Genomic DNA, 23568 nt, shown 5'->3' with positions numbered 1-23568 from the left:
GCGTGGCGTCCGCGTGAAGCTTGTCGACGTTCTCCGCGCGAGCTGTGCGTTCTGAATGTTTTGCTCATTTAGCGCACGCGCTTGACCTGGGGGTATGGTCCCCAGTCATGCCAAAGAGGGCGCTCTTCCCGAGCATGCGGTTCAGCCGGCAGGTGCTGCTGCTGCAGATCGGCGTGGTCGTGCTCGTGGTCGGGATCGGCGTCGCGCTGGTGAGCGTGCTGCTGTCCCGGACGCTCAACGAGCAGTACGGCGAGCGCGCGCTGGCCATCGCGAAGTCGGTGGCGGTCGATCCGGTCGTCATGGCCGACACGGCCGCGAAGATCCCCGGTGGCGCGCTCCAGGAACGCGCGTTGGCGGTGCGAGAGCGGACGGACGCGTTGTTCGTCGTGATCACCGACGACAACAGCATCCGGCTGGCGCATCCGACACCGAGCGAGATCGGCAAGAAGGTCAGCACCTCGGCCGACCGGGCGCTCGCCGGGCTGGACGACGTCAACACCGTGGCGAGCGGCACGCTTGGACTGTCCGTCCGCAGCAAGACGCCGATCTGGACACCGGATCACCGGCGGGTGGTCGGCGAAGTGAGTGTCGGCTTCGAAATAGCCGACCCCACCGGCGATTTCAACCGGCTCCTGGTGATCACGCTGCTGTTCGCCGGCGGCGCGCTGCTGCTCGGCGCGGGCGCGTCGGCGCTGCTGAACCGGCGGCTGCGGCGCGTCACGCACGGCCTCGAACCGCACGAGCTGACCGAATTGCTCTACGAACGCGAAGCCGTGCTGCACGGGATCGGCGAAGGCGTGCTCGCCGTCGACGACGCGAACCGCGTCTCGGTGCGCAACGACGAAGCCGAACGCCTGCTCGGCACCGAACTCCCGCTCGGCGCGGGTCTGTCCGAACTGGAGCTTTCCCCGCGGCTGCACAAGGCCGTCGCCGAGGGACGCCCGGTCGACAACTTGCTTGCGGTGGCCGGAAACCGGGTCCTGGTGGTCAATTCCCGCGCGGTCCGGCTGGACGACCGGGACATCGGCACGGTGCTGACCTTCCGCGACCGCACGGACCTCGACACGCTCACCCGCGAGCTCGACGGCATCCGCGCGCTGTCCGACGGCCTGCGCGCCCAGCGGCACGAGTTCGCCAACCGGCTCCACACGCTTTACGGGCTGCTCCAGCTCGGCCACCACACCGAAGCCGTCGAGTACCTGCAGACGCTGACGGACTCGCCGTCGGCGCGCCCGAGCGAGCTGGGCGACGCCGTCGCCGACCCGTACCTGCAGGCGCTGCTCGTCGCGAAAACCGAGCAGGCGCAGGAAAAAGGTCTCACGCTCAAGCTCGCCGACGACACCTGGGTGCCGACGACCGTGACCGACCCGATCGCCGCGAACACCGTGATCGGCAACCTCGTCGACAACGCCCTGCACGCCGCCCGGATGGGCCCGCGGCGGCCGGCGACCGTCGAGATCAGCCTGCTGGCCGAGGGCGGGACGCTGCACCTGTCCGTTGTGGACAGTGGGCCCGGTGTGCCGGAGGACCTGCGGGGGACGTTGTTCGACGAAGGTGTCTCGACGAAGATCGCGCCCGGCCACGGCCTCGGGCTGGCGCTCGCCCGCCAGGCCGCGCGCGCCCACGGCGGCGACGTCTGGCTGGCCGGTCCCGGCGACGGCGAGACGGGTGCCCTGTTCGTCGCGAAACTGCCCGGAATGCTGACGGAGGACGGATGATCCGCACGCTCATCGTCGACGACGACTTCCGGGTCGCCGGGGTGCACGCCGGGTTCGTCGAGGAGGTCGAGGGCTTCGCGGTGGTCGGCACCGCGCACACCGCGGCCGAGGCGCGCGCCCGCGTCCGGGAGCTCGCGCCGGACCTGATCCTGCTCGACGTCTACCTGCCCGACGAGTCCGGGCTCGCGGTGCTCCCGGAGCTGCAGACCGACACGATCGTGCTGTCCGCGGCGACCGACAGCGCGTCCGTCGCGGCGGCGATCCGGGCCGGCGCGCTGAACTACCTGATCAAGCCGTTCACCACACGCCAGCTCGCGGAACGGCTGACCTCGTACGCACGCTTCCGCGGCCTGCTCGGCGAAGACCGCGCGCTGGCCCAGGACGACGTCGACCGCGCGTACCGCGTGCTGCACGACCAGGACCGCACGTCGGCGCCGAAGGGCCAGTCGACGGCGACGTCCCGGCTGGTCTCGGAGCAGCTGCGGCGCGCCGGGCGCCCGCTGTCGGCCGCGGAGGTCGCGGGCGAACTGGGCATGGCGCGGGCGACGGCGCAGCGGTACCTGACGGCGCTCGCCGAGTCCGGAACGGTCCAGATGCGGCTGCGCTACGGCGCCACCGGGCGCCCGGAGCACGAGTACCGCTGGAGCGACGCCTGACGTCAGCGGCGCGTGGTCGTCGTGTCCGCGCGGTACTGGTACTGCTGCATCATGCTTTCGGCCACGCCGACCCAGGACTGGACGAGGTTGGCCGACGTCGGCGTCGGTGACGGCAGGTCGACGCGGGCTTCGTCGGTCTCCGCCGGCTTCTTCTTGGGCTGCGGTTTCGCCTGCACGTTCTTCGTGGCCGGCTTCGCGGGCACGGGGACGTACACGGTCGACGGGGCCGGCGTGGCGACCGGCGCCTGCGGGGCTTGCGGGGGTGCCTCGGCGACGGCCGGGCGCGCGTCCAGCTGGGCGACGTCGGCCGGCGGCGAGCCGAACAGGCTCCCGGTGGCCAGGCCGCCGGCGAGCCAGCCGGCCGCGACGAGCAGCACCGCGGCGCCGCTGCCCAGCCACGTGCGGGCGCGGCGCCGGATCACGACCGACTTCGGCCGCAGGTCCTGGTCGCACACCGGCGGCCGGGTGAAGATCGGCTCGGCGGCGGGCAGGTCGTCGTCGGTGCGGCGGCGCCGGGGCAGGCTCGCCGCGACGATGCCGGTGCGGTCCAGCAGTTCCACCGCGGTGCGGTCGCTGGACGAACGGGTCGCACTGCGCGGTGCGGTGCGAAGCATCGGGGACCTCCGGGACGGGACTGGCGGACCCCACGCATTCTGGACCATTTCGGACGACGCTGTCCGAAAGGCAACCTGAATGAGTGAAGCCTAGTTGCCCATTTGTTTGAGTCCCATGCGCGCGAGGATCGCCAAGGGCCGCTGGTACGCCGAGCCGAGCACGCGCGGGATCGCGTCGATGACGTAGGCGTCCGGTCCGATGAGGATCCGCGCGGACTTCCGCTCGATGCCGCGCAGGATCGTCTGCGCCGCCTTCTCCGGCGTCGTCCGCGCGATCCGCTCGAAGCCCTGGGCGGCCTCCTCCTGGTCGTCGGCGATGCTGCGCGCGTTGCGCACGATGTTCGTCTTGATGCCGCCGGGGTGCACGCAGCTCACCGCGACCGGGTGCCGCGCGATCAGCATTTCTTCGCGCAGCGCTTCGGTGAATCCGCGAACGGCGAACTTCGCCGCGTTGTACGCGCTCTGCGTCGGCACGCCGACGAAGCCGAAGACGCTGGAAATGTTCACGACGTGCCCGTCGCCGGAGGCGATCAGGTGCGGCAGGAAGGCCTTCGTCCCGTTCACGACCCCGCCGAGGTTGATGCCCATCAGCCAGTCGTAGTCCTCGAAGGTCATCTCCTCGACGGTCGCGCCCAGCGCCACGCCCGCGTTGTTGACGACGACGTTGACGCGGCCGAACTCCTCGGCGACCTCGTCGGCGTGGGCCAGCACGGCGGCGCGGTCGGCGACGTCCAGGGTGTACGCGCGGGCGTTGTCACCAGCCAGTTTCGCGGTTTCCTCCGCGTTCGCGGCGTTGACGTCGGAGAGCGCGATCCGCGCCCCGCGACGGGCGAACTCGAGCGAGAGCGCCCGCCCGATCCCCGAGCCCGCCCCGGTGACCACCACGACCTTGTCCGCGAACTGCTTCATCGGCCCTCCTTGGGTGTTACTCCCGAGTTACGGATACTAGCGGCTGTGAGCTTGCTGTGGGTGTGCCGAAAGTGTCGGTGCGGCGCCTTAAGGTGATGGGGTCGGTGCCCCGGGGGCGAGTGGACCCTGCGAGATTGGACGAGGAGGCGATGCGCGTGCGGCGGCCCGCCGTCCTGCTCACCCTCGCCGCGGTCCTGCTGCTCGGCGCGGCTTTCGTCGTCTTCGCGACCCGGCCGGCGCGCACGGCGAACGCGACCCCGCCGGACGCCGGGGTCGTCGAAGCGGCGCCGGTGTCGACGCCCGACCTGCCCGCGGTGTCCAGCCCCGCGGTCGGCGCGCTGTTCCTCGACGGCGCGCACTACTGCACCGCCAGCGTCGTCCACAGCGACCAGGGCGACGTCCTGCTGACCGCGGCCCACTGCATCCACGACGGCGAGGGCGGCGACTACCTCACCGGCGTCACCTTCGCGCCCGGCTACCACGACGGCGTCGCGCCGTTCGGCTACTGGACGGTGGCCGACGAGCTCGTCGCGCCCGGCTGGAGCAGCTCGTCGGACCCGGACCTCGACGTCGGCTTCGCCACCGCCCACCAGACCGGGGCCGCGAGGTCCCTGGAAAGCCTGGTCGGCGCGAACACCCTGGCCACCGGCACGGCGTTCGAGCAGGCCATCACGCTCACCGGCTACCCGGACGACTCCGAGGTACCCGCCGTCTGCCGGAACACGACGAGCAAGCAGGACACCTACCAGCTGAAAGTCGACTGCGCGGGCTTCCCGACCGGCACCAGCGGCGGCCCGTGGGTCACCTCGCCGGACCCGAAGACCCGCCTCGGCACGGTCGTCGGCGTCATCGGCGGGTTCGAGTACGGCGGCGACGACCCGGACACGTCGTATTCGAGCTACTTCGACACGGACGTCCAGGCCCTCTACCGGCAGACGACCGCCCGGGCATGATGCGCGTATGAGCGATCCCGTCGACGTACCCATCACCGGCGAGCCCATCCGGCTCGGCCAGTTCCTCAAGCTGGCCGGCCTCGCCGAAGACGGCTCCCACGCGAAGGACCTGATCGACGCCGAAGAGGTCACGGTCAACGGCGAGGTCGAGACCCGCCGCGGCCGCCAGCTGACCGACGGCGACGTCGTCACGGTGGGCGCCGACAGCGGCAAGGTCGTCCTGGTCGCCTAACCGACGCTGGTCAGCGGCGGCAGGCCGATCGACGCGGCCAGCGCGTCCAGCTCCCGTCGCACCGGGCCGGGCAGCGGCACCCCCAGCGCCCGGCACTGCTCGAGGTGCTGCGCCTCGCGCCAGCCGGGGTACCGGATCGGCGCGCCGCCTTCCCAGCCGAGCATGCTGCCGAACAGCGCGCTGGCCGCGCGGTAGAAGCCGTCGGCGCTGCGCAACGTCGTCGGCGCGATCGCGAGCACCAGCAGGCCGGTGTCGTGTTCGTGGTCGGCGACGCCGGAGAGCACGCCGGCGAGGACCTCGACCAGCAGCGTCAGGCCGGCGGCTTCCTCGCCCGGCTTGTCCATGTCGAAGACGAACTCGGGGTACGCGCCGCCGGGCGCGGCCATGCCGAGCGGGTTCACCGGCTGGCCAGGTTCCCCGCCCGCGGCGAGGACCAGGCCGATCATGGCGTGCGGCAGCGCGCGGGCGGCGTGGTGCCCGGCCCGGCCGAACGGCCCGATCCCGCGCAGCGAAATCAGCCCGACGCCGAAGCGGCCGGCCCGCGCCACGGCCCGGTCCATGGCGTCGCCGACCGCCCAGAGCCCGGACGCGCGGCGGTAGTCGAGCAGCGCGGCGGCCCCGCGGTCGGCGATCATCAGCGGCTGGGCGTGCGGCACGACGTGCCCGGATTCCAGCAGGGGCAGGTGGACGCGGGTCAGGTCGGCGACGCCGGTGTCCGGCGAGCCGGTCAGGTCGCCGTGGCAGAGCGCTTCCGCGGCGATCCGGGCGCGTGCTTCGGGGAAGCCGTGCGCGGCGAAGACGTGTGCCACGAGGGTGACCAGCTCGTCGGCCCGCACCCTCGGCCAGGCCTGTTCGGGGATCGGGGTTTCCGGCGTTTCTTCTTCGAGGACGCGGGGTTCGGGGCGGGCGGAGCGGAAGGGACGCGGTCTGAGTGGCACTTCCTCGACATTGCCCAAGCGCGGGGGCGGGCGTCAACGAGGTTCGCCCGGCCCTACCCGACCGTGTGATCGAGGAGTCCGAAGCGACGTACCCTGGGCGGCATGTGCCGAAACATCACCACCCTCCGGGGGCTCCAGCCGGCCGCGACGGGCGAGGAGATCGAGGCCGCGGCCCGCCAGTACGTCCGCAAGGTGACCGGCGTGCAGTCGCTTTCGGACGCCACGCGCGAGCCGTTCGAAGCGGCGGTCGCCGAGATCACCCGGATCACCGCGGAACTGCTCGAGCAGCTGCCCGAACGCCGTCAGCCACCGGCGACCGTGCCGCCGCTGCGCCGTCCCGAGGTCCGGGCGCGGATCGCGGCCCAGGCGCTGAAGCGCCCGTAAATTGTCGGACCCCGTCGCTAGGCTGGCCGCATGGGCGGACAGGGTTTGGTGCTGGGCGGCGGCGGAGTCGCCGGCGTCGCGTGGATGACGGGGTTGCTGACCGGGCTGGCCGAACACGGCCAGGACCTGACGGGCGCGGACCTGCTGGTCGGGACGTCGGCGGGCTCGGTCGTCGCGGCGCAGGTGACGAGCGGGGTGGCGCTGGCGGAGCTGTACGCGCGCCAAGCGGACCCGGCGCGGCAGAGCCGGGAGATCCCGGTGGAGGTCGACTTCGAGAAGTTCGCGGCGGAGTTCGGCGGCGCGGTCACCGGCGCGGCGACCCCGGCCGAGGTCCGGCGCGCGGTGAGCCGGCTCGCGCTCACGGCCGAGACGGTGCCCGAAGCCGACCGCCGCGCGGTGGTCGCGGAACGGCTGCCGGTGCACGAATGGCCGGAGCAGCGAGTGGTGATCGTGGCGGTGGAAACCTCGACCGGTGAGCCCCGGCGGTTCGACCGCGCGTCGGGGGTGTCGCTGGTCGACGCGGTGGCGGCGAGCTGCGCGGTCCCGGGCATCTGGCCGGCGGTGACGATCGAGGGCAAGCGGTACGTGGACGGCGGCGTCCGCTCGGCCGACAACGCCGACTACGCGACGGGCTGCACCCGCGTCACGGTGGTGTCCCCGCTGGGAGCGGCGGATTCGCCGTTCCCGATGGAGAAACCGCTGCCGGAGGTGCTGGAGGATTTGCGCGCGGCGGGCGCGGAGGTCGCGCTGATCACCCCGGACGAGGCTTCGGTGGCGGCGATCGGCGCGAACCCGCTCGACCCGGCGACCCGGACCCCGGCGGCGGAAGCGGGGAGAGCGCAAGGGGCGGCGTTGACGCTCAGCTGGACCTAGGCCGGCGTTCGCGCCGAGGCGAGGGAGCGCCGAGCCCGGTTCGCCAGGCCGGGGTTCGCCGAGCCGCGCGTCCGCCGGGGGACCTCGGCGCGCGCCGTGGTTCGCCAAGCTCGAGTTCGCCAAGCCGCGCGGCCGCCGGGCACCTCACTGCGCGCCGAGGTTCGCCAAGCCCAAGTTCACCAAGCCGCGCGGCCGCCGGGCACCTCAGCGCGCGCCAGGGTTCGCCAAGCCCAAGTTCACCAAGCCGCGCGGCCGCCGGGCACCTCGGCGCGCGCCGGGGTTCGCTGTCCGCAGCGCTCGCGATGAGCCGGGCCACGGCAGGGCCGCCCGCGGCGAGCCGCTGTGTCCGGCCCGCCGCCCACGCTCCGGCGATCACACCGGCCCCGCCGAGGCCGGCGCGTTCCGCGGCGGGAAGCCCACCCGGGCAACGGCGCCGACCTCGTCGGCTACCCTCGTGGGGCGAGGTAGCGTGTCCGAGCGGCCGAAGGAACATGTCTTGAAAACATGCGAGGGGGCAACCTCTCCGTGGGTTCGAATCCCACCGCTACCGCTCCGGCCCCCGGGCGCGAAGTAGCCGCGCCCGGGTTTCAGCCCTCCACCTGCTCCAGGTGCTCGAAGACCCGGTCGAACGCCGCCGCGATCGTCGCCTGTTCTTCGGGGCTCAGCAGGTCGATCAGGTGCTCGCGCACCCCTTCCACGTGCGTCGGCGCCGCCTTTTCCAGCAGGGCCTTGCCCTCTTGCGTCAGTTCCGTGATGACGCCGCGCTTGTCCTCCGGGTCGCGCACGCGCCGGACCACGCCCGCGTCCTCGAGGCGGCCGACCTGGTGGGACAGCCGGCTCTTCGTCGATCCCATCAGGACCGCCAGCTCCGACATCCGCATCCGGTGGCCGGCCTGCATCTCCAGGCAGACGAGCACCTCGTAGTCGGTGAGCGACACGTCGTGGCGGTCGGCCAGTTCGCGGTGCAGCCGCTGCCGGAGGCGCAGGGTCGCGACGATGTAGGAGCGCCAGGCAGCCATCTCGGCTTCGTTCAACCAACGCACGGGCGGCTCCTCGGTCATAAGGCAGCCTAGAACGCTGATCAAGGGACCGCGCGGTCCGAGTCCGAACTGCGTGCGGGTGAAAACGTCCCCGCAACATCGCCCGAAGGTGGGGTTACGAAAAGGTTGAGACTCGGCCGGAAAAGGCGCATTCTGCTTGTCGGCGGATGGTCGGCCAGGGTAAGGCGCGGCGACGGTGACGTGCCGGCCCGGCTCGCCGCCGGGAGAGGTCAGGTGGTTGCGTGGCGGGTGATCCTCGCGGTTGACCGCCGGCTGCGCCCCGCGACCGGAACGGCTCAAGAACGGGCCGGGCGCGATTGAGGACAGCCACACGCGCGGGCTTCCATGCGTTCACGCATACGGCGTCGATCGGGCCTGTATCGGGTCACGACCTCGGCAGTCGTGACGACAGCGCCTGAACGCCGGCCCCACGCGGCCAACCGCTCGACCAAAGACAAACCTCGGTACAAGAGCCTGGGTGCGGCCGTCAGCGCGACGGCCGGGCCCAGGCTCGTTAATATTCGCGGGTGAGATTCGACGACGACGCCGGCCTGGACGCCTCCGAAGTCCAGGACCTGCGCGGAAGCGGTGGAGGCGGCGGCGGCGGGATCGGCGGCCGCGTTGCGCTCGGCGGTGGCGGGCTCGGCGTCGTCGGGCTGATCATCTACTTCGTGCTCTCCCAGCTCGGCGGGGTGAGCCTGGGCGGCGGCAACGGCCTGAGCGGCGGGCTCAGTGGCGTCGGCTCCGGTCAGCAGGTCGACAACTCGAAGCTGTCGAGCGAGTGCAAGACCGGCGCGGACGCCAACAAGAACCACGACTGCGCGATCGTCGCGATCGTCAACTCCGTCCAGGACTACTGGACGCAGCAGTTCTCCCGCTCCGGTTCGACCTACCGCAAGGCGCCGACGAACTTCTTCAACGGCGGCGTCCGCACCGGTTGCGGCAGCGCCACCTCCGACACCGGCCCGTTCTACTGCCCGGCCGACTCCGAGGTCTACATCGACCTCTCCTTCTTCGACGAGCTGAAGACCCGCTTCGGCGCGCAGGGTGGCCTCTTCACCGAGGCGTACGTCCTCGCGCACGAGTACGGCCACCACGTGCAGAACCTGCTCGGCACGTCGAAGAAGGGCACCGGCACCGGCCCGACGTCCGGTTCGGTGCGCCTGGAACTGCAGGCCGACTGCTACGCCGGCGTCTGGGCCAACCACGCCTCGACGACGCCGACCGAGAACGGCAAGCCGCTGATCACCGACGTCACGCAGGACGACATCAACTCCGCGCTGGACACCGCGTCCCGCATCGGCGACGACTACATCCAGCAGAACCTCGGCGGCGGCCAGGTCGACCGCTCGAAGTTCACCCACGGCACGTCCGCGCAGCGCAAGAAGTGGTTCACCACCGGCTTCCAGACCGGCGACCCGGCCCGCTGCGACACCTTCGGCACGAACAACCTGGGCTAGGACGAAAAAAAGGGGCCGTCCCAGCGCGGGACGGCCCCTTTTTCGTGTGGTTACGCGGTCAGCGCGTGCGGGTCACCGGCGACGGCGCGGGCGGAGAAGTTCCGCTGCGCACCGCGTTCGGCGGCCTTCTGCTTGGCCGTCTTGCTCTTGCCCGGCTTCACGCCGTTGACGCTCTCGGTGCTCGTCGCGTAGACGCCGAGGGCCCACGCGACGCCGTCGGCGTTGCGGTCCAGCGCGACCCGGTCGATGTTGCCCAGGTTGTCACAGGCCTGGTGGTAGCACGGGTCGAACGCGATGCCGGCCGTGCCGCCCCACTTCGCCGCCTGCGCCGGGGTCTTCAGCACCTCGGCGCCGGTGTCCAGGCCGCCGGCCGGGATGCCGACGGCGATGAACTCGCCGTAGTCCGAGCGCCCGGTGAAGTCGGTGCCCTCGAGGGACACGCCCCGCGCGGCCTGCATGAAGTCGACGAAGGTCTTTTCGATCTGCGCCGAGCCGTACGGGCCCGCGCCCGCGCCGACGCCGTCGGAGTTGTCACCGTCGTAGGCGAAGTACCCGGCGTTCGGCGAGCCGATCATGTCGAAGTTCAGGTACAGCGCGATGTCCAGCTGCTGCTCGAAGGGCAGCTGGTCGACGTAGTAGGTCGAGCCGATCAGGCCGAACTCCTCCGCGCTCCAGAAGCCGAAGCGGACGGCGTTGTTGACCTTCGGGCTGCTCCCCAGCTGCAGCGCCGTCTCGAGCAGGGTCGCCGAGCCGCTGCCGTTGTCGTTGATGCCCGGGCCGGCCGGGACGCTGTCGAGGTGCGACCCCAGCATCACGACGTTGTCCTTGCGGCCGGTCTTGGTCTCGGCGATGACGTTGTAGCTGGTCCGCGCCTCCTGGAACGCGCGCAGCTCCAGCGTCACCGGCTGCCCGGCGAGGGTGGCCAGCTGCGCCCCGTTCGCCGCGGTCACGCCCCCGGTCGGGATCTTCGCGACGGCCGGATCCCCCAGAGTCCCGTTCAGGTCGCCGTCGGTGTTGTTGTAGACGATGGCACCGATCGCGCCCGCCGCCGCGGCGGTCTCCTGCTTCTGCGCGAACGAGCAGCCGCCGCGCTTGATCAGCGCGATCTTGCCGGCGACGTCCGCGGTGTAGTCGGTGGCCTCGCAGCCGCTGGTGTCGTCGACCGGGATCACGGCGAGCGGCGCGGTGATGCCGCCGACGGGGGTCGAGACGGTGTACTCCATCGCGATCACCGGGACGTTTTGACCGCCTGCGGTCAGCTTCTCGGCCAGGGTCTCGGCGTAGGTGAACGGGAACTCCTGGCGGGTGACCTGGAAGCCGGCCGCCTCGAGCTTCGTCGCGATGTACTCGGCGGACTTCTGGTGGCCCGCGGTGCTCGCCGCCCGGGTGCCGCCGTTGGTGTCGGCGATCCGCTGGAGGGCGATCAGGTGCCGGTTGACGCCGTTGACGTCGACCTTCTTGACGAGCTGTTTCGCCAGGGCAGGACCGTCGGGGACCGTGTTCGCCGCGGCGGCCGGGGTCAGTCCGAGCGCCAGCGTCGCGCAGGCGGCCAGGGCCACCGGCGGGAGGGTTCTCTTTCGGAAGAGTGACATGGTTGCTCACCTTTGTTCCGATTGCGAAGGACGTCAATGCGTCATTCGGCGGGAAGTTCGCCGCCCGGTATACAGTCGACACATGTACGCGATCACCATCCGTGAACCAGGTGACCCGGAAGTTCTCGAGTGGGCGGAGGTCGCGGATCCGCGGCCCGGCCCCGGCGAGGTGCTGGTGGACGTCGCGGCGAGTGCGGTGAACCGGGCGGACCTCCTGCAGCGCCAGGGCCACTACCCGCCGCCGCCCGGCGCGAGCGAAACGATCGGCCTGGAGTGCTCCGGCACGATCGCGGAACTCGGCGAAGGCGTCGAAGGGTGGAACGTCGGCGACGAGGTCTGCGCGCTGCTCGCCGGCGGCGGCTACGCGGAGAAGGCCGTCATCCCGGCCGGGCAGCTGCTGCCGGTGCCCGGCGAGATCGACCTGATCACCGCGGCCGCGCTGCCCGAGGTGGCGTGCACGGTGTGGGCGAACGTCGTGATGCACGCGAAGCTCACCGAAGGCGAGGTGCTGCTGGTCCACGGCGGCGCCGGCGGCATCGGCACGCACGCCATCCAGGTCGGCAAGGCGCTGGGCGCGACCGTCGCCGTCACCGCGGGTTCGGCCGACCGCCTCGAAAGCTGCCGCCAGCTCGGCGCCGACCTCACGATCAACTACAAGGACCAGGACTTCGTCGAGGTCCTCAAGGCCGAGACGGGTGGCGCGAACGTCATCCTCGACAACATGGGCGCGTCCTACCTGCAGCGCAACGTCGACGCGCTGCAGCAGGACGGGCGCCTGGTGATCATCGGCATGCAGGGCGGGGTGAAGGGCGAGCTGAACGTCGGCTCACTGCTCGGCAAGCGGGCGTCGGTGTTCGCGGCGGGCCTGCGCTTCCGGCCGCTGGACCAGAAGGCGGCGATCGTCGCCGACGTCCGGGAACGCCTGTGGCCGCTGGTTTCCGACGGTCTCGTCAAGCCGATCGTCGGGCAGGTCGTACCGATGGCCGAAGCCGCGAACGCGCACCGGATCCTGGAAGAAGGCTCGGTGTTCGGCAAGGTCCTGCTGGCCGCGAAGTCCTAACGCAGTTCTTCGAGGACCCTCACGAGCTGGTTGATCTCGAAGACGTTGGAGTAGTGGGCGAGCCCGATCCGCACGGCGCCGCCCACTTCTCCGACACCCAGTGACGCGAAGACGCCCGCCGCGCCGTCATCGGCGAAGGCGCACAACCCTTGCGACGCCAGGTATTCGGCGACCTCGGGTGCTTTTTTGCCGGCGACGGCGAAGGCGAGCGCGGGGATGCGGCGCATGGCGTTGCCGATGACCATGATGTGCCGCAGCGACAGCAGTTCCGTCGACAGCTGCGCGAGCAGGCCGGCGTGGTACGACTTCGCCGAGCCGAGCGAGGTGACCAGCCGCTCGCGGCGAGACCCGGACGCGGCGTCGTCGAGGCCCGCGAGGTAGTCGATCGACGCGATCAGCCCGGCCAGCAGCGGGTAGGCGTGCGGCCCGAGTTCGAGCCGGGCGGCACCGCGTGCCATCGGGTCGAGCGAGACCGACGGGATCCGTTCGATCAGCTCGGGGTCGCGGAAGACGAGCGCGCCCACCGACGGGCCGCCCCAGGCCTGGGCGGACACGACCATGACGTCGGCGCCGAGCGCGGTGATGTCCAGCGGCAGGAAGGGCGCGGCGTAGGTGGCGTCGACGACGACGAGCGCGCCGACCCGCTTGGCGAACTCGATGATGGTCGGCACGTCGGGCCGGGTGCCGACGGACCCGGACGCGAGCGTGACCGCGACGGCCTTGGTGCGCGCCGACACAAGCTGCTCGTACTGCCACGCGGGAAGTTCGCACGTTTCAATGTCGATCTCACCCCAGCGCACGACGGCGCCGACGCGCTTCGCGGCCCGCTGCCACGGCGCGAGGTTGGCCTGTTCGTCGAGCCTCGACACGACGACTTCGTCGCCGATGGTCCAGCGCTCGGCGAGCGCGTCGCAGAGGCGGCGCAGCATCACCGGTGAGCTGGGTCCGAGCACGACGGCGGCCGGGTCGGCCCCGACCAGGTCGGCCACGGCCCTGCGGGCCGCGGTCACGATGCTTTCCGCGCGCTGTGAGGCCGGAAACGCTCCGCCCGGCCCGGACACCGGGGCGCGCATCGCCGTGGAAACGGCCGAAGCGACCTGTTCCGGGACCAGCATTCCGGCGGCGCCGTCGAAGTGAATCCAGCCGTCACCCAGCGCGGGAAAGAGCCCACGGATACGAGCGACGTCGAACGCCATGGGGACACCGTACGGACGTGCGGTTTCGCCGTGCGTCCGGGGTTGGGTGGAGAGCCACCGGGAACCCGGTTTACGGCTACGCTCGGAGACGGACACCCCGCGGGTGTCGCGGAGCGTGGCGAACGCAAGCCAGGATGGAGCACATGACCGAGCCGAACTTCACAGCGGGTGACGCGAGCAACGAATCTTCACCCCACGTGGTGGTAGTCGGGCAGGACGGCTCGCCGCTCGAGGGCGCGGAGCACGCCGAGGCGGTGGGCGAGCTCATCGAAGAGCCGGCCAAGGTGATGCGCATCGGCACGATGATCAAGCAGCTGCTGGAGGAGGTCCGCGCGGCCCCGCTGGACGACGCGTCCCGCAACCGGGTGCGCGAGATCCACCAGACGTCGGTGAAGGAGCTGGCGGCCTCGCTGGCCCCGGAGCTCCAGGACGAGCTGGAGAGGCTGGTCCGCCCGTTCACGGACGACTCGACCCCGTCGGACGCCGAGCTGCGGATCGCCCAGGCGCAGCTGGTGGGGTGGCTGGAGGGGTTGTTCAGCGGAATCCAGACGGCGCTGTTCGCCCAGCAGATGGCGGCCCGGGTCCAGCTGGAGCAGATGCGGCGCGGCTTGCCGGCCGGGCCTTCGGCCGGCGGTGGGGGTCTTGAGCCGCATGGGCCCGGGGGCCAGTACCTCTGAGGGTTTGTCCCGGGGGTTGTCCACAGACCGAGGGGGATGTGGACAACCCCTGTGGATAACTCGCTCGGCAGCGAGTTTCGTCCGGGCGCGCCGATAGACTGGCCAAGGGGACGGCCCCCAGGGAAGGGCGGGGGCCGCTTTCCCGGCCTGTGGCCCATGATCTGCAAACAGCCGTGCCTACTGCTGCGTCGTCTCGCACCCCCGCCGTACTGGCCCCGACTGGCCTCCAGCGACCTCGATCAGGTAGCTGACCTGCGTGAATACCTGGCATAGATATGTGCCCCGCGGAATCAGCGCGGGATGCGGCATTCGCTGGGATCGGTCCTGGCGTCGGCCGCAGCGGCGGCCGCTTCCGTGTGTTGATGGGGCAGGGATCGGGAGGCGGTCCGGCGAGCCGGAATCAGCTGGACCGCGAAACGCCCCTGCCGCTGCGGCGTCGACAGTGCTCGTCCCCGGTTTGTGAATCTGGAGGAACGGGATCGGATCGCCACCAGCCGGGACCGGCCCGCGAGCACCAACCGACCGCCGGCCTGTGGCCCTCAGCCCAGTGAGCGGAAGAACTCCCGGATGTCGCCGATCAAGGCGTCCGGTTCCTCCAGCGCCGGGAAGTGCCCGCCCCTCGGGAACTCCGTCCAGCGCACGATCTTGTCCGTTCGCTCCGCCAGCGTCCGGATCGGCAGACCGATGTCGTCCGGGAAGACCGCCACTCCCGTCGGGACCGGGTTCGGCGCCGGGGGTGCTCCCCACCCTCCCGTGAGCGCCGCGTACAGGCGGGCCGAGGAGTTCGCCGTCTCCGTGAACCAGTAGATCGACACGTCCGCCAGCAGGTCGTCGCGGTCGATCAGGTCTCCTGACGTGTTCGAGAACGAACGGAACTTCTCCGCGATCCACGCCAGCTGGCCCGCCGGGGAGTCGTGCAGGCCGTACGCAAGCGTTTGCGGCTTCGTCGCCTGGAGGATCGCGTACCCCGTGCCCGATGCCGAGAACGCCTGGCCCTTCTCCAGCGACCGGCGGCCGGCGGCCAGCTCGTCGCCCGTCAAGCCCTCCAGGTCCGCCGACGAACGCGCCACCGCCGACGCCAGCATCGTCACGTGGATCCCCAGCAGCCGCGACGGGAACTGGACCGCCAGCTCGCGCGAGATGGTCGCGCCCCAGTCGCCGCCGTGGGCGCCGAAGCGCTCGTAACCCAGCAGCGTCATCAGCGTGGCGAACGCCCGCGCGATCCGGTCCGGTCCCCAGTCCGGCGTCGGCGTCGGGCCCGAGAAGCCGTAGCCCGGGATCGACGGCACGACCACCGTCACCGCGTCTGCCGGGTCGCCGCCGTAAGCGCGCGGGTCCGTCAGGGGCCCGATCACGTCCAGGAACTCGACGATCGAACCCGGCCAGCCGTGCGTCAGCAGCACCGGTGTCGCGCCATGCTCCGGGGAAACTACGTGCAGGAAGTGCACCGTCGTGCCGTCGATGAAAGTCGTGAACTGCGGGAAGCCGTTGATGCGCTCCTCTTGCGCCCGCCAGTCGAAGCCCGTGCGCCAGTATTCGGCGAGCTCACGCACGTAGTCGACCGGCGCCCCGAGCCGCCAGCCGGCGTCGGCGGGCTGATCGGGCCAACGCGTGTTCGCCAGGCGCGCGCGGAGATCGTCGAGATCGGCTTGGGGAACGTCGATGCGGAACGGCGTGATCGTCATATCCCGACAGTAGGAGCTATCGCGGACAGATCCGGTCCTCGAGGCGATCCAGTACCCGGTCCACGCCCCGGCCGTCCACTGTGGACGACGCCGTCGCCGACAACCGCTCGCGGAGCGCCGCGTCGGACAACAGCGACCGCAGCACTTCCGTCACCGCCGGCAGCCGCGAAGAAAGGGATTCGGCGGGGCCGAGACCCACCGCCAAACCGAGGTCCAGCGCCGCCCGGTAGCCCGGCTCCTGGTTGTCCACCAGCCGCACCGCGGCCGTCGGGACGCCGAGGCAGCACAGCTCCACGAACGTCACCCCGGCCGCGCTCACCGCGACGTCCGTCGTCGCGAACAGCTCCAGCAGCGCGGGGCTCGGCGCCGCGATCCGGACCGACTGGCCCGGCCGCAGAGCGGGCAGCGACGGTTCGCCGCGCACCAGCACGTCCGCCGCGAAGGGCAGCTCCGTGTCGCGAAGCGCGCGAAGCAGCAACCCGACCGTGGGCGCCCACTGGTCGCCGCCGCCGAGGGCCACCGTGACGTGCGGCGGCGGCCCGGCGGGCACCCGGCGCACAGACCGCACGACGTCCCGCAGCGGCGCGTACGCGATACCGCGCAGCAGGACGTCCGAGCCGTCCTCGGGCCGGGACGAAGGCGCGAACCCCGAGTCGACGACGATGTCCGCGGGCCGCCGACCGAACACGTCGTCCTCGATCGACACCAGCAGCGCGCCCGAAGCGTTGACCTCGCTCCGCAGGTCACCGAGGCCGTAGTGGTCGACGACCACCGCGTCGAACCCGGAAGCGTCGAAAGCTACCCGCGTGACGCCCAGCTCGTCGAAGCGCGAAGCGAGCCACCCGACACCGTCGACGCTGCCCGAGAAAGCGACGAACCAGCCCCGCGCCACCGCCCGCTCGGCGTAGGCGACCATCCGCGCGACGTGCCCCGCGCCGATCGACGCCGAGGCGTCCGCGCGCAGCAGCAACCTCACGAACCGACCTTCTTCTGCTCGACGTGCGCGTTCAGCGCCACCAGGTCCGGCCGCGACCGCAGCAGCCCGACGACCGCGCGCCAGTCGCCGACGCCGTCGCCGAGTTCGGCCACCAAAGCGGTCAGCAGCTCCCAGTCCTCGGCGGTGTCGAGCGTCACGCGCAGGTCGTCGGCGGCCGGACTCACCACGACGCCGCTGCACGAATAGCGCGAAGGCTGCGAATAGATCCCCGAAGTCACGTGCTCGCGGTCCGCGCCGGTCGCGGAGGCGACCTGCTCGGCCAGCACGGAAGCGCGCACCAGCTCGGCGTCGAACCCGCGTGGCAGCGTCCGGACGAGCGTCGTGCTCACGTAGTCCAGCGACGGCTCGGCCCGCCACAGCGTCGCGAGCCGGCCGATCAACGCCGGGTCGAGCAGCGGGCAGTCCGCGGTGAGCCTGATCACGGCGTCGGCGGGGTGCTCACGCAACGCCACCGCGAACCGCTCGAGGACGTCGTCCAAAGGCCCCCGGACCACCACGGCACCGCAGCGGGCGGCTTCGAGAGCGACGTCGTCGTCCGAAGCGTCCGAAGAGGTCGCGACGACCACCTGGTCGACGCCGGACGCGGCCGCCGCGGCCCGGACCACCCAGCCCAGCACGCTGCGGCCGCCGAGCGGGCGCAGCACCTTGCCCGGGAGCCTGGTCGACGACGACCGGGCCTGGATGACGGCGTTGACCACGGGCGCTTCACGCATGGGTGACATGATGGCCGACGGCCACAGTCACCGAAACGCGGAGGTCAACGATGTCCGAGCTGGATGGCTCCAGCATCCTGCTCACCGGCGGGACCGGTTCCTTCGGCAAGGCGTTCATCGCGCACGCGCTCGCCGAACTGAACCCGAGCCGGCTGGTCGTGCTCTCCCGCGACGAGCTGAAGCAGTACGAAGCCCGGCAGCTGTTCAACGACGACCCGCGCCTGCGCTGGTTCATCGGCGACATCCGCGACCGGCGCCGGCTGGAGCGCGCCATGCACGGCGTCGACTACGTCGTGCACGCCGCCGCGCTCAAGCAGGTCGACACCGGCGAGTACAACCCGTTCGAATTCGTCCAGACCAACGTCGTGGGCTCGCAGAACGTGATCGAGGCCGCGATCGACACCGGCGTCAAGAAGGTCGTCGCGCTGTCGACGGACAAGGCGTCCAGCCCGATCAACCTCTACGGCGCCACCAAGCTGTGCGCCGACCGGATGTTCATCAGCGGCAACCACTACGCGGCCGCGCACGTGACGCGCTTCTCCGTGGTCCGCTACGGCAACGTGATGGGCTCGCGCGGCAGCGTCATCCCGTTCTTCCGCAAGCTGGCCGAGCAGGGCGAGTCGCTGCCGATCACGCACAAGGACATGACCCGGTTCTGGATCACGCTCCCCCAGGCCGTCCGGTTCGTCGTCGACTCGTTCGACCAGATGCACGGCGGCGAGCTGTACGTGCCGCGGATCCCCAGCATGCGGCTGGTCGACCTGGCCCAGGCGATCGCGCCGGGCAGCGAGATGCACGAGGTCGGCATCCGCCCGGGCGAGAAGCTGCACGAGGAGATGATCGCCCCGGACGACGCGCGCCGGACGGTCCAGCTCAAGGACCGCTACGTCGTGCAGCCGCACCTGGCCGGCTGGGGCTTCCAGCCGCCGGCGGACGGCACGCCGATGCCGGAGGGCTTCGCCTACCGCTCGGACACCAACGACCTCTGGCTGAACGGCGAGGAGCTGCGCGAACTGGTCGAGCAGCATGCCTGACTTCCTCCCCTACGGCCGCCAGTCGATCAGCGACGAGGACATCCAGGCCGTCGTCGACGTGCTGCGCGGCGACTGGCTGACCACCGGCCCCGCGGTCCAGCAGTTCGAGACGGACCTCGCGGCGCACACCGGCGGGACACCGGCCGTCGCCGTGACCTCGGGCACGGCGGCGCTGCACGTCGCCTACGCGGCCGCCGGCATCAAGGCCGGTGACGAGGTCGTCGCGTCGCCGATGACATTCGTCGCCACCGCCGCGACCGCCGCGCTGCACGGCGCCAAGGTGGTCTTCGCCGACGTCGAGGCGGACACCGGCAACCTCGACGTCGAGGCGGCGAAAGCGGCGGTGACCGACCGCACGAAGGTCATCGCCGCCGTCGACTACGCCGGGCACCCAGCCGAGCTGGACGCACTCGCCGAGATCGCCCACGGCGCCGGCGCGCTGCTGCTGGAGGACGCGGCGCACTCCGTCGGCGGCTCCTGGCAGGGCCGTCCGGTGGGCTCGATCGCCGACCTGACGACGTTCTCGTTCTTCCCGACGAAGAACCTCACGACGGCCGAAGGTGGCGCCGTCGTCACGCCGGACGAAAAGCTGCTCGACCGGGCGCGGAAGTTCCGCAACCACGGCCTGGTCCGCGACCGCGCCGAGCAGCGCTACCCCGACGAGGGCGGCTGGCACCAGGAAGTGCACGAGTTCGGCCTGAACTACCGCCTGCCGGACGTCCTCTGCGCACTCGGGTCCAGCCAGCTCACCCGGCTGGCCGAGTTCAAGAAGCGCCGCGCCGAGATCCACGCCCGCTACAACGCGGCGCTGGCCGACCTCGACGGCGTGGCGACGCCGCCGAGCCGCCCGGGCGCCGATCCCGTGTGGCACCTCTACCCGCTGCGGGTCCTCGAAGGCCGCCGCAAGGCGCTGTTCGAGCACCTGCGCGGGGCCGGCATCGGCGTCCAGGTGAACTACATCCCGGCGTACTGGCACCCGGTGTTCGAGGACCTCGGCTACCGGCGCGGCCTCTGCCCGAACGCCGAGGCGTACTACGAGCAGGAGCTGTCGCTGCCGCTGTTCCCGTCGCTGACGGACGCCGACGTCGACCGCGTCGTCGACGCCGTGCGCGCGTTCTTCTAGAGCAGGTCCCAGGTCAGGGGCGTGCCCTTCGCGGCGTCGACGCGGAAGGTGCGCCCCACGACCTTGGTGATTTCGGCCGGTGCCAAGCCACCCGCGGGCCGGATCGAGCGGACGTTCGCCGCGGTCACCTCGTCGCCCGCACGCACGTCCTCGACGACGTAGAGGGACCGGCGCAGCCGCAGGCCCTCCTTCTCGCTCTCGCGCGGGCCCAGCACCGGCTGCCCCAGTGCTTCCCACGCGCGGTGCGTCTCGGTGACCAGGGCGGCCAGCTCCGACGGCTCCAGCGAGAACTCGGAGTCGACGCCGCCGTCGGCCCGGGCCAGCGTGACGTGCTTCTCGATGGCCACCGCGCCTAGCGCGACGGCCGCGACCGGCGCCCCGATGCCCGGGGTGTGGTCGGACAGACCCACCAGCGTCTGCGTCAGGCCCGCGAGCAGCGGCAGGCCGCGCAGGTTGCTCTCGGTCGGCGACGCCGGGTAGCTCGCGGTGCAGCCGAGCACGATGAGCTGCTCGTTGCCCGCCTCGCGGGCGGTGCGGACCGCCGCGTCGATCTCCGCGACGTTCGCCATGCCGGTCGAGATGACCAGCGGCTTGCCGGTGCGGGCGCACAGCTCGATCAGCGGCAGGTCGACGATCTCCGACGACGCGATCTTGTACGCGGGCGCGTCGAGCGACTCCAGCAGCTCGACCGCGGTCGGGTCGAACGGGCTCGAGAAGATCTCCAGCCCGCGAGCACGGGCGCGTTCGAAGAGCGGCGCGTGCCACTCCCACGGCGTGTGGGCCTTTTCGTACAGTTTGTACAGATTCTCGCCGCCCCAGAGGGAATGCGAGTCCCCGATCCGGAACGCCGGGGTGTCGACGTCGATCGTGATCGTGTCGGGGCGGTAGGTCTGCAGCTTGACCGCCTGCGCGCCGGTCTCGGCGATGACGTCGATGATCTGCAGCGCCCGGTCGAGGTCGCCGTTGTGGTTGCCGGACATCTCGGCGATGACGAACGGCGCGTGACCGGGGCCGATCGTGTGCGCGCCGAACCGGATGTCGTGCATGGTGCCTCCCCGGGGTGGACTGCGGGTCAGCTCAGAGTCTTGCGCAGCTGCCGGAAGCCGCTGACGGCAGGCGCGGCTTCGGCGTAGCCGGCACGCTCGAAGAGCTTCGCCGAAGCGGTGTTGTCCTGGTGGACGGCGGCGAACACGACCCGCACGCCGAGGCGCTCCCGGGCCGTCCGCTCCCCCTCGGCGAGCACCGCGCCGGACAGGCCACGGCCGCGGCTTTCGGGGGCGAGCGTGATGCTGACCTCCCAGCCGTCGCCGTCGCGCCGGTCGAACCGGACGGTGCCGACCGGCGCCTCTTCGTGCTCCACGACGAGCAGCAGCCGCGAGGGGTCCGCGAGCACCCCGCGCAGCCACGCGAGGTGCTCGTCCAGGGAAACCACCGCCGTCGAGCGTGACGACTGCCGCGTCCGCGGGTCGTTGCGCCAGCCGAGCAGCAGCTCGGCGTCGGCTTCGGTGGCTTCCCGGGCGCGCAACCTACTGGCTGACGGGCTCTTCGACCCGGTCCTCGAGGCGGCGCAGCCGGTCCTCGTAGCGGGAGATGCCCGCCAGCCGGACGCGGATCTGGGCGTGCTGGCGCTGGATCTCCTCGATCAGCGTGCGGGCCTCGGCCATCTCCGCCGAATCGGCCTTCGGCACCAGCGACATCGACTCGCGCAGCGTCTCCAGCCGGCCTTCCTGCGCGGCGACGTGCGGGATCAGCCGGTCGAGCTCGGCGCGCGTCCAGCGCAGGTCGCCGCGGGCCTGCTCGAGGCTGTGCTCGGCGTTGTCCAGCCGGCGCCGGTGGTCGGCGGTGGCGTGCTCGAGGTTGTTGACGCGCTCGGCCAGTCCGCGCGTGCGGTCGTCGACCCGGAAGTCGATGAGCCGGGCGATCCGGCCGACGAGGCCTCTGCCGAGCTTCTGCATTGCCATGGGTGGTCCTTACGTGGGTGGGGACGCGCGGCTAGCGCAGGAGGGTGGTGTCGCCGGTCTTGGTCCAGGAGTCCAGCAGCCGCCCCTCGGCGGCGATCTGGTGCTCCGGGCCGACGATGCAGGAGTCGCCCGCGGCGTGCTCCCACGACGTCTGGTCCGGGTTGTCGATGAACGAGAACCCGGTGAGCACGAGCTGCGCGGTCGGGAACGACGTCCGCGCGATCCAGGCGGCCAGCGTGCCGGTGGTCGACCACGTCGGCTCGTCGCGCGTCGGCAGGCCCAGCGCGTCCGACAGCGGCAGCACGACCTCGCGGTTCGACACCGGGACCGCGCCGAGGTCGGCGGGCCACCAGCCCGGCACGTCCTCCGGCTCCCAGTGCATCCGGCCGGGCTCGACCAGCAGGTAGAGGCGCCTGCGGTAGTCCTGGAAGACGTACGGGGTGGCCCGGATCGCCCGGTTGAACACCACGACGTGCGTCCGCGAGCCGACGATCTCCTCGCCCGGTTTGTCGACGACGAAGCCGTTGACCCGGATCACCAGGTCGCACGCGTCGATCGCCTTCGCCCGCTGGGGGTCGGGCGGGAGCGGCTGGTTTCCGACGACGGCCACCGAACGGGGTTCGGGCCGGTCGGCGTACGCCGCGAGCAGGTTGACCATCAAGCTCGCCGCGCCGAGAGCAGCAGTCATAAGCCGAGAAAGTACCAGCACGCTGGACACACCCCGCCGCGTAGCGGTGCCTAACGTCTACCACACGGGCGGGGTGGCCCGGCCGCCGCTCACCTCATCGGTACCCTCGTCCACGTGCATGCCACCAGCACGGTTCAGGCCGCGAACTCCCCCGTTGCCGCGTCGGCGCCGCCGACGTCGGACAGCAAGACGTTCGCGCGCGCCTTCGCCGACATCAAGGCCGGTTTCTCCGCCCGCGAGCTGTGGGGTCACCTCGGCTGGCAGGACATCAAGCAGCGCTACCGCCGCTCGGTGATCGGGCCCTTCTGGATCACCATCAGCCAGGCCGTGATCGCGCTCGGGCTCGGGCTGCTGTACTCGCAGCTGTTCAAGGTGCCCGTCGAGGTCTTCCTGCCCTACATCTCCACCGGCTTCATCATCTGGGGCTTCATCAGCGGGTGCCTCTCCGAGGGCATGGAGACGTTCATCGCGAACGAGGGGCTGATCAAGCAGCTCCCGGCGCCCCTGAGCGTGTACATGCTGCGCACGGTCTGGCGGCAGACCCTGCTGCTGGCCCACAACATGATCGTCTACGTCGCCGTCCTGATCATCTTCTTCAACGCGCTCAGCAACCAGTACTCGGTGAGCAACGGCGCGTGCCAGCCCGGTGGCATCTGCCACCCGGGCCTGAGCTGGACCATCCTGCTGGCCATCCCCGGCCTGTTCCTGCTGGCGATCAACGCCGCCTGGGTGACGCTGCTGTTCGGCATCATCTCCACCCGCTTCCGCGACATCCCGCAGGTGGTCAACTCGCTGATCCAGCTGCTGTTCTACGGCACCCCGATCGTCTGGCCGGTCGACCAGCTGCTCGCCGGCGGCCAGCGCTCGGAAATCTCGTGGATCCTGCCGATCGTCAAGGCGAACCCGCTCTACCACTTCATGCAGGTGGTCCGCGCGCCGCTGCTGGGCCAGGAGTTCTCCGCGGAGAACTGGATCGTGGTCGGCGCCATCACCGTCGTCGGGTGGGCGCTCGCGCTCGTCGCGATGCGCAACTACCGTGCCCGCGTCTCCTATTGGGTGTGACAC

25 protein-coding genes and 1 tRNA gene are annotated in these 23568 nt (G+C 71.3%); 13 read left to right on the top strand and 13 right to left on the bottom strand.

Features of this window, described 5'->3' with window-relative positions; all coding sequences use genetic code 11:
• The first annotated feature begins 134 nt into the window (after positions 1-134).
• Positions 135-1718, top strand: coding sequence for a sensor histidine kinase (locus tag BLV96_RS23115; RefSeq protein WP_086675622.1), 1584 nt, complete (start codon positions 135-137; stop codon positions 1716-1718).
• A complete protein-coding gene (locus tag BLV96_RS23110; RefSeq protein ID WP_086675623.1) occupies positions 1715-2374 on the top strand; it encodes a response regulator in 660 nt (219 codons plus the stop codon). Before BLV96_RS23115 ends, BLV96_RS23110 begins: the two co-directional genes overlap by 4 nt.
• 2 nt (positions 2375-2376) lie before the next feature.
• Here BLV96_RS23110 and BLV96_RS23105 read toward each other — a convergent pair whose 3' ends face one another.
• Together BLV96_RS23105 and BLV96_RS23100 are read right to left on the bottom strand one after the other, a co-directional pair.
• Positions 2377-2988, bottom strand: coding sequence for a hypothetical protein (locus BLV96_RS23105; protein WP_086675624.1), 612 nt, complete (start codon positions 2986-2988; stop codon positions 2377-2379).
• Between the two features lie 90 nt (positions 2989-3078).
• Positions 3079-3897 carry an SDR family oxidoreductase gene (locus BLV96_RS23100; RefSeq protein WP_086675625.1) on the bottom strand — a complete coding sequence of 273 codons (819 nt, stop codon included), beginning with the start codon at positions 3895-3897 and terminating at the stop codon, positions 3079-3081.
• Positions 3898-4046: 149 nt separating this feature from the next.
• Between BLV96_RS23100 and BLV96_RS23095 the strand changes: the two genes are divergently transcribed.
• On the top strand, positions 4047-4850 hold the full coding sequence (locus BLV96_RS23095; protein WP_086675626.1) for a trypsin-like serine peptidase: 804 nt from the start codon (positions 4047-4049) through the stop codon (positions 4848-4850).
• A 7-nt stretch (positions 4851-4857) separates the two neighbouring features.
• Positions 4858-5082 carry an RNA-binding S4 domain-containing protein gene (locus tag BLV96_RS23090; RefSeq protein WP_086675627.1) on the top strand — a complete coding sequence of 75 codons (225 nt, stop codon included), beginning with the start codon at positions 4858-4860 and terminating at the stop codon, positions 5080-5082.
• Here the strand turns inward: BLV96_RS23090 and BLV96_RS23085 are convergent.
• The gene (locus tag BLV96_RS23085) at positions 5079-6020 is read right to left on the bottom strand and encodes an Ldh family oxidoreductase (protein ID WP_167379704.1); all 942 of its coding nucleotides are present in this window, start codon (positions 6018-6020) and stop codon (positions 5079-5081) included. The genes BLV96_RS23090 and BLV96_RS23085 overlap by 4 nt on opposite strands.
• A 102-nt stretch (positions 6021-6122) precedes the next feature.
• Between BLV96_RS23085 and BLV96_RS23080 the strand changes: the two genes are divergently transcribed.
• The 3 genes from BLV96_RS23080 (at position 6123) to BLV96_RS23070 (ending at position 7827) form a co-directional block, all read left to right on the top strand.
• Positions 6123-6404 (top strand): DUF2277 domain-containing protein, encoded by a 282-nt coding sequence (locus BLV96_RS23080; protein ID WP_086675629.1) that lies wholly within the window; start codon positions 6123-6125, stop codon positions 6402-6404.
• Between the two features lie 30 nt (positions 6405-6434).
• The gene (locus BLV96_RS23075) at positions 6435-7277 is read left to right on the top strand and encodes a patatin-like phospholipase family protein (protein WP_167379703.1); all 843 of its coding nucleotides are present in this window, start codon (positions 6435-6437) and stop codon (positions 7275-7277) included.
• 463 nt (positions 7278-7740) lie between these two features.
• Positions 7741-7827, top strand: a tRNA-Ser gene (locus BLV96_RS23070).
• A 37-nt stretch (positions 7828-7864) separates the two neighbouring features.
• Here the strand turns inward: BLV96_RS23070 and BLV96_RS23065 are convergent.
• Positions 7865-8338, bottom strand: coding sequence for a MarR family winged helix-turn-helix transcriptional regulator (locus BLV96_RS23065; protein ID WP_208608302.1), 474 nt, complete (start codon positions 8336-8338; stop codon positions 7865-7867).
• Between the two features lie 506 nt (positions 8339-8844).
• Here BLV96_RS23065 and ypfJ point away from each other — a divergent pair.
• On the top strand, positions 8845-9777 hold the full coding sequence (gene ypfJ / locus BLV96_RS23060) for a KPN_02809 family neutral zinc metallopeptidase (RefSeq protein ID WP_086682161.1): 933 nt from the start codon (positions 8845-8847) through the stop codon (positions 9775-9777).
• A gap of 50 nt (positions 9778-9827) precedes the next feature.
• Here the strand turns inward: ypfJ and BLV96_RS23055 are convergent, their stop codons facing one another.
• Positions 9828-11369: a M28 family metallopeptidase gene (locus BLV96_RS23055; RefSeq protein ID WP_208608301.1), complete on the bottom strand. Its 1542-nt coding sequence runs from the start codon at positions 11367-11369 to the stop codon at positions 9828-9830.
• 82 nt (positions 11370-11451) lie between these two features.
• Here BLV96_RS23055 and BLV96_RS23050 point away from each other — a divergent pair, with 82 nt between their 5' ends.
• Positions 11452-12429, top strand: a complete 978-nt coding sequence (locus BLV96_RS23050) for an NAD(P)H-quinone oxidoreductase (protein ID WP_086682164.1) — start codon at positions 11452-11454, stop codon at positions 12427-12429.
• On the opposite strand, the gene BLV96_RS23045 is transcribed toward BLV96_RS23050, so the two are convergent.
• Positions 12426-13625 (bottom strand): cysteine desulfurase-like protein, encoded by a 1200-nt coding sequence (locus tag BLV96_RS23045; protein ID WP_086682167.1) that lies wholly within the window; start codon positions 13623-13625, stop codon positions 12426-12428. The genes BLV96_RS23050 and BLV96_RS23045 overlap by 4 nt on opposite strands.
• 134 nt (positions 13626-13759) lie before the next feature.
• On the opposite strand from BLV96_RS23045, the gene BLV96_RS23040 reads away from it, so the two are divergent.
• A complete protein-coding gene (locus BLV96_RS23040; protein WP_086682172.1) occupies positions 13760-14302 on the top strand; it encodes a bacterial proteasome activator family protein in 543 nt (180 codons plus the stop codon).
• 539 nt (positions 14303-14841) lie between these two features.
• Here the strand turns inward: BLV96_RS23040 and BLV96_RS23035 are convergent.
• Genes BLV96_RS23035 through BLV96_RS23025 form a run of 3 tightly spaced genes read right to left on the bottom strand, consistent with a single transcriptional unit; the run spans position 14842 to position 17706 of the window.
• A complete protein-coding gene (locus BLV96_RS23035; protein WP_086682175.1) occupies positions 14842-15987 on the bottom strand; it encodes an epoxide hydrolase family protein in 1146 nt (381 codons plus the stop codon).
• 16 nt (positions 15988-16003) lie between these two features.
• Positions 16004-16963 carry a spore coat protein gene (locus tag BLV96_RS23030; RefSeq protein WP_086682178.1) on the bottom strand — a complete coding sequence of 320 codons (960 nt, stop codon included), beginning with the start codon at positions 16961-16963 and terminating at the stop codon, positions 16004-16006.
• Positions 16960-17706, bottom strand: a complete 747-nt coding sequence (locus tag BLV96_RS23025) for a cytidylyltransferase domain-containing protein (RefSeq protein WP_208608300.1) — start codon at positions 17704-17706, stop codon at positions 16960-16962. The genes BLV96_RS23030 and BLV96_RS23025 overlap by 4 nt, the downstream gene beginning before the upstream one ends.
• 41 nt (positions 17707-17747) lie before the next feature.
• Here BLV96_RS23025 and pseB point away from each other — a divergent pair, with 41 nt between their 5' ends.
• Both pseB and pseC read left to right on the top strand, forming a co-directional pair.
• Positions 17748-18731 carry a UDP-N-acetylglucosamine 4,6-dehydratase (inverting) gene (pseB, locus tag BLV96_RS23020; RefSeq protein ID WP_086682183.1) on the top strand — a complete coding sequence of 328 codons (984 nt, stop codon included), beginning with the start codon at positions 17748-17750 and terminating at the stop codon, positions 18729-18731.
• A complete protein-coding gene (gene pseC / locus BLV96_RS23015) occupies positions 18724-19854 on the top strand; it encodes a UDP-4-amino-4,6-dideoxy-N-acetyl-beta-L-altrosamine transaminase (protein WP_086682186.1) in 1131 nt (376 codons plus the stop codon). Before pseB ends, pseC begins: the two co-directional genes overlap by 8 nt.
• On the opposite strand, the gene pseI is transcribed toward pseC, so the two are convergent.
• Genes pseI through BLV96_RS22995 form a run of 4 tightly spaced genes read right to left on the bottom strand, consistent with a single transcriptional unit; the run spans position 19851 to position 22473 of the window.
• Positions 19851-20900 carry a pseudaminic acid synthase gene (gene pseI / locus BLV96_RS23010; RefSeq protein WP_086682189.1) on the bottom strand — a complete coding sequence of 350 codons (1050 nt, stop codon included), beginning with the start codon at positions 20898-20900 and terminating at the stop codon, positions 19851-19853. The two genes, pseC and pseI, sit on opposite strands and share 4 nt — an antisense overlap.
• 26 nt (positions 20901-20926) lie before the next feature.
• Positions 20927-21379: a GNAT family N-acetyltransferase gene (locus BLV96_RS23005; protein WP_086682192.1), complete on the bottom strand. Its 453-nt coding sequence runs from the start codon at positions 21377-21379 to the stop codon at positions 20927-20929.
• 1 nt (position 21380) lies between these two features.
• Positions 21381-21815, bottom strand: coding sequence for a hypothetical protein (locus tag BLV96_RS23000; protein WP_086682195.1), 435 nt, complete (start codon positions 21813-21815; stop codon positions 21381-21383).
• A gap of 31 nt (positions 21816-21846) precedes the next feature.
• A complete protein-coding gene (locus tag BLV96_RS22995; protein WP_086682198.1) occupies positions 21847-22473 on the bottom strand; it encodes a glycosyltransferase family 29 protein in 627 nt (208 codons plus the stop codon).
• Between the two features lie 144 nt (positions 22474-22617).
• On the opposite strand from BLV96_RS22995, the gene wzm reads away from it, so the two are divergent.
• A complete protein-coding gene (gene wzm, locus BLV96_RS22990) occupies positions 22618-23565 on the top strand; it encodes a galactan export ABC transporter permease subunit Wzm/RfbD (protein WP_086682201.1) in 948 nt (315 codons plus the stop codon).
• Positions 23566-23568: the final 3 nt, after the last annotated feature.

The sequence above is a fragment of the Amycolatopsis pretoriensis genome, assembly GCF_900107925.1.
Taxonomy (GTDB): domain Bacteria; phylum Actinomycetota; class Actinomycetes; order Mycobacteriales; family Pseudonocardiaceae; genus Amycolatopsis; species Amycolatopsis pretoriensis.
This window is presented reverse-complemented; position numbering and strand designations above follow the sequence as displayed.

What these genes read in the sequence shown, in the direction of transcription:
- BLV96_RS23040 (WP_086682172.1), top strand. Translation starts at nt 13,760, where the DNA reads ATGGAGCACATGACCGAGCCGAACTTCACAGCGGGTGACGCGAGCAAC.
- BLV96_RS22995 (WP_086682198.1), bottom strand. Translation starts at nt 22,473, where the DNA reads ATGGTCAACCTGCTCGCGGCGTACGCCGACCGGCCCGAACCCCGTTCG.
- BLV96_RS23090 (WP_086675627.1), top strand. Translation starts at nt 4,858, where the DNA reads ATGAGCGATCCCGTCGACGTACCCATCACCGGCGAGCCCATCCGGCTC.
- BLV96_RS23000 (WP_086682195.1), bottom strand. Translation starts at nt 21,815, where the DNA reads ATGGCAATGCAGAAGCTCGGCAGAGGCCTCGTCGGCCGGATCGCCCGG.
- BLV96_RS23025 (WP_208608300.1), bottom strand. Translation starts at nt 17,706, where the DNA reads ATGTCACCCATGCGTGAAGCGCCCGTGGTCAACGCCGTCATCCAGGCC.
- BLV96_RS23050 (WP_086682164.1), top strand. Translation starts at nt 11,452, where the DNA reads ATGTACGCGATCACCATCCGTGAACCAGGTGACCCGGAAGTTCTCGAG.
- BLV96_RS23080 (WP_086675629.1), top strand. Translation starts at nt 6,123, where the DNA reads ATGTGCCGAAACATCACCACCCTCCGGGGGCTCCAGCCGGCCGCGACG.
- pseB (WP_086682183.1), top strand. Translation starts at nt 17,748, where the DNA reads ATGTCCGAGCTGGATGGCTCCAGCATCCTGCTCACCGGCGGGACCGGT.
- BLV96_RS23095 (WP_086675626.1), top strand. Translation starts at nt 4,047, where the DNA reads ATGCGCGTGCGGCGGCCCGCCGTCCTGCTCACCCTCGCCGCGGTCCTG.
- BLV96_RS23075 (WP_167379703.1), top strand. Translation starts at nt 6,435, where the DNA reads ATGGGCGGACAGGGTTTGGTGCTGGGCGGCGGCGGAGTCGCCGGCGTC.
- BLV96_RS23105 (WP_086675624.1), bottom strand. Translation starts at nt 2,988, where the DNA reads ATGCTTCGCACCGCACCGCGCAGTGCGACCCGTTCGTCCAGCGACCGC.
- BLV96_RS23055 (WP_208608301.1), bottom strand. Translation starts at nt 11,369, where the DNA reads ATGTCACTCTTCCGAAAGAGAACCCTCCCGCCGGTGGCCCTGGCCGCC.
- pseC (WP_086682186.1), top strand. Translation starts at nt 18,724, where the DNA reads ATGCCTGACTTCCTCCCCTACGGCCGCCAGTCGATCAGCGACGAGGAC.
- BLV96_RS23110 (WP_086675623.1), top strand. Translation starts at nt 1,715, where the DNA reads ATGATCCGCACGCTCATCGTCGACGACGACTTCCGGGTCGCCGGGGTG.
- BLV96_RS23115 (WP_086675622.1), top strand. Translation starts at nt 135, where the DNA reads ATGCGGTTCAGCCGGCAGGTGCTGCTGCTGCAGATCGGCGTGGTCGTG.
- BLV96_RS23065 (WP_208608302.1), bottom strand. Translation starts at nt 8,338, where the DNA reads ATGACCGAGGAGCCGCCCGTGCGTTGGTTGAACGAAGCCGAGATGGCT.
- BLV96_RS23035 (WP_086682175.1), bottom strand. Translation starts at nt 15,987, where the DNA reads ATGACGATCACGCCGTTCCGCATCGACGTTCCCCAAGCCGATCTCGAC.
- BLV96_RS23100 (WP_086675625.1), bottom strand. Translation starts at nt 3,897, where the DNA reads ATGAAGCAGTTCGCGGACAAGGTCGTGGTGGTCACCGGGGCGGGCTCG.
- BLV96_RS23045 (WP_086682167.1), bottom strand. Translation starts at nt 13,625, where the DNA reads ATGGCGTTCGACGTCGCTCGTATCCGTGGGCTCTTTCCCGCGCTGGGT.
- pseI (WP_086682189.1), bottom strand. Translation starts at nt 20,900, where the DNA reads ATGCACGACATCCGGTTCGGCGCGCACACGATCGGCCCCGGTCACGCG.